Consider the following 2678-nt stretch of genomic DNA (forward strand, 5'->3'; position numbering starts at 1 on the left):
CGCGCCCGAGGGCCTCGCCGGTCGGCACGAGCTCCGGCGCGGGGCGGGGGCGCGCCGCGCCCACCCGCTCGAAGAAGGCGCGGCGCGCCTCGTCGGCGCCGAGCCGGCGCAGGTAGCGGCGGCCCTTCCCGCCGCTCATGCGAGGATCTCGATCTCGACGAGCTCGCCCGCCTCCAGCCCCTCGCGCTCGGCCGGCACGCGGACCATCCCGCGGCCGCGCACCATCGCGCTGACGAGGCCGGACTTGCGGAAGACCGGGACCGCCTCCATGCCTGCGGCCCCGCGCCGCAGCGTCACCTGGTAGTAGTCCTCCCGCCCCGCCTGGGAGGGGAGGTTGTCGGCGAGTCGCGCGAGCACCGTGACGCCGGACTCTCCGGGCGGCACGCCGAGCATGCGCTCGATCAGCGGCCGCACCAGCACCAGGAAGATCACCATCGCCGAGATCGGGTGCCCGGGGAGGCCGAAGACCGGGATGCCCCGGTGCGCGCCGACGACCGTCGGCTTGCCCGGGCGCACCGCGATCCCGTGGAAGAGCAGGCCCGGCTCGCCGAGGGACTCGACCACGCCGCGCGTGAGGTCGCGCGCGCCGGCCGAGCTGCCCCCGGAGATCAGCACCAGGTCCGCCGCGGCCACGCCGGCGCGCACCCGCTCGAGGATCGCCTCCTCCTCGTCGGGGACGCGCCCGAGCAGCAGCGGCTCGCCCCCGCAGCGGCGCACCCACGCGCCGAGGGAGTACTGGTTCACGTTGCGCACCTGGCCGGGGCCCGGCGTCTCCTCCGGGCCGACGAGCTCGTCGCCCGTAGAGATGACGGCGACGCGCGGCCGGCGCACGACCTCGGCCTCCGTCACCCCGAGGCCCGCCAGCAGCCCGAGGTCCGCCGGCCGCAGGATGCGCCCCGCGGCGAGCACCCGCTCGCCCTCGCGGACGTCCTCGCCGACGGTGACGACGTGCTCGCCGGGCGCGACGGGGCGGTAGACCTCCAGGAGGTCGTCGCCCTCGCGCGTGCGCTCCCACATGACCACCGCGTCCGCGCCGTGGGGGAGCATGCCGCCGGTGGCGATGCGCAGCGCCTCCCCGGGGCCGAGCCGCGTCTCGGGCGCGGTCCCCATCGGGATGCCGCCGCGCAGGGTGAGGTAGGCCGGCTGGGACTCGGAGGCGCCGAAGGTGTCGGCCGCGCCGACCGCGTAGCCGTCCATCGCCGCGCGGGTGAAGTGCGGGATGTCGATGGGCGCGACCGCGTCGCCGGCCAGCGCCCGGCCGAGGGCGTCGAGCAGGGGAACGCGCTCCGTCCGGCGCGGCGCGACCCACGAGAACGCCTCGAGGATCTCGCGCGTGCCGGCGACCTGGAAGAAACCGGTGGCCCCGCTGCGCTCGCTCATGGACTGACACCCGCCGGCGGCGCCGCTTGAGGCGCGCCGCCGCGGGTCCGGGAAACTAGGACTTCTTCTCTTCGCCCTCGATCTTCTTCTTCTCGGGCGTGACGTCGATCTCGTTGGCTTCCTTCATCGACTTCTTGAAGTTGCCGATCGCCTGGCCCATCCCCTTGCCGATCTCGGGCAGTTTGTTGGCGCCAAAGATGACGAGGACGATCGCCAGCACAACCAGCAGCTCGGTCATGCCGATTCCGAACATGGTTCTTCACCTCCTCTGCCGGGGGGCATACTAAGTCCTTCCCCCCGAGAATGCAACAGAATCGGGCCTCACTCCCTCCGCGCCCACGCGCGGATCGGGAGACTCAACCTGCGCCCTTCCCGTGGCCTCCGACAAGTCCCGCGCGTCCACATGCCGCGTACCATCTCGACACGAGGCGTGTCGACAGGCCTGCCCCGCTGGATCCGCGCGCACGCGCGGATCTCACTCCTGCTGGGTAGCGCGGGAGAGGTCGCGCAAGCCGAGGTGCTCGCGCGCCGCGAACCAGAATCCCGGGATGAGGATCGCCGCGAAGATGCCGGCGTGGATCAGCAGCGCCAGCGAGAGCGCCGTGCCCTGCGGGACGCCGTAGACGCCGAGGGCGACCACGTGCGCGTACTGGAAGGGGCCGACGAATCCGGGCGTGGGGATCACCACGCCCACCGCCTGCATGACCAGCAGGAAGAACGGCGCGTATCCTGGCAGGTCCAGGCCGATCGCGTGCATCATCAGCGCGTTGGAGAGCCCGCCCACGCCCCAGATCACGAGCGAGTAGGCGGCAGTCGCCACGAGCGAGCGCCAGGAGCGCAGGACGCCGAGGCCCTCGCAGAAGCGCTCGACCAGGCCCACCCCGCGCGCCAGGAGCGGGCGGCCCTGGACGATCGGGTGGCGCGCGAGGAAGGCGGCGAGGGCCTCGCGGTGGTGGCCGAGCAGGTAGAGCGCCACGAGGACCACGGCATACGCCGCCGGCAGCAGCAACGCCGCCCAGCGGACGCGGGCCATGAGCACGGGGTCGCCGACCTTCACCAGGAACGGTACGGGCGCGAGAAAGCAGATCACCGCGAGGCCGTCGAAGAGGCGCTCGACCACCACGGTGGCGAACGCCGCGCTTGCGCTGATCTGTCCCCCGCGGCCGAGCAGCCAGACGCGCACGACCTCGCCGGCGCGTCCGGGGAAGAGGAAGTTCACCATGAAGCCGATCGAGAGCGGCGGCAGCAGCCGGCGCGCCGGGATGGGGGCCAGCGGGCGCACGAGGGCCCGCCAGCGC

General features: G+C 73.7%; 3 protein-coding genes. All 3 read right to left on the bottom strand.

What is annotated here, in order from left to right; all coding sequences use genetic code 11:
- Window positions 1–135: 135 nt before the first annotated feature.
- Window positions 136–1380 (bottom strand): gephyrin-like molybdotransferase Glp, encoded by a 1245-nt coding sequence (gene glp / locus VI078_02385; GenBank protein HEY5998130.1) that lies wholly within the window; start codon window positions 1378–1380, stop codon window positions 136–138.
- A 55-nt stretch (window positions 1381–1435) separates the two neighbouring features.
- On the bottom strand, window positions 1436–1633 hold the full coding sequence (gene tatA / locus VI078_02390) for a twin-arginine translocase TatA/TatE family subunit (GenBank protein ID HEY5998131.1): 198 nt from the start codon (window positions 1631–1633) through the stop codon (window positions 1436–1438).
- A gap of 222 nt (window positions 1634–1855) precedes the next feature.
- A partial coding sequence (locus VI078_02395) for a lysylphosphatidylglycerol synthase transmembrane domain-containing protein (protein HEY5998132.1) occupies window positions 1856–2678 on the bottom strand: 823 nt, incomplete at its 5' end.

The organism is bacterium (assembly GCA_036524115.1).
Classification (GTDB): Bacteria; JAUVQV01; JAUVQV01; order JAUVQV01; family DATDCY01; genus DATDCY01.

What these genes read in the sequence shown, in the direction of transcription:
- glp (HEY5998130.1), bottom strand. Translation starts at nt 1,380, where the DNA reads ATGAGCGAGCGCAGCGGGGCCACCGGTTTCTTCCAGGTCGCCGGCACG.
- tatA (HEY5998131.1), bottom strand. Translation starts at nt 1,633, where the DNA reads ATGTTCGGAATCGGCATGACCGAGCTGCTGGTTGTGCTGGCGATCGTC.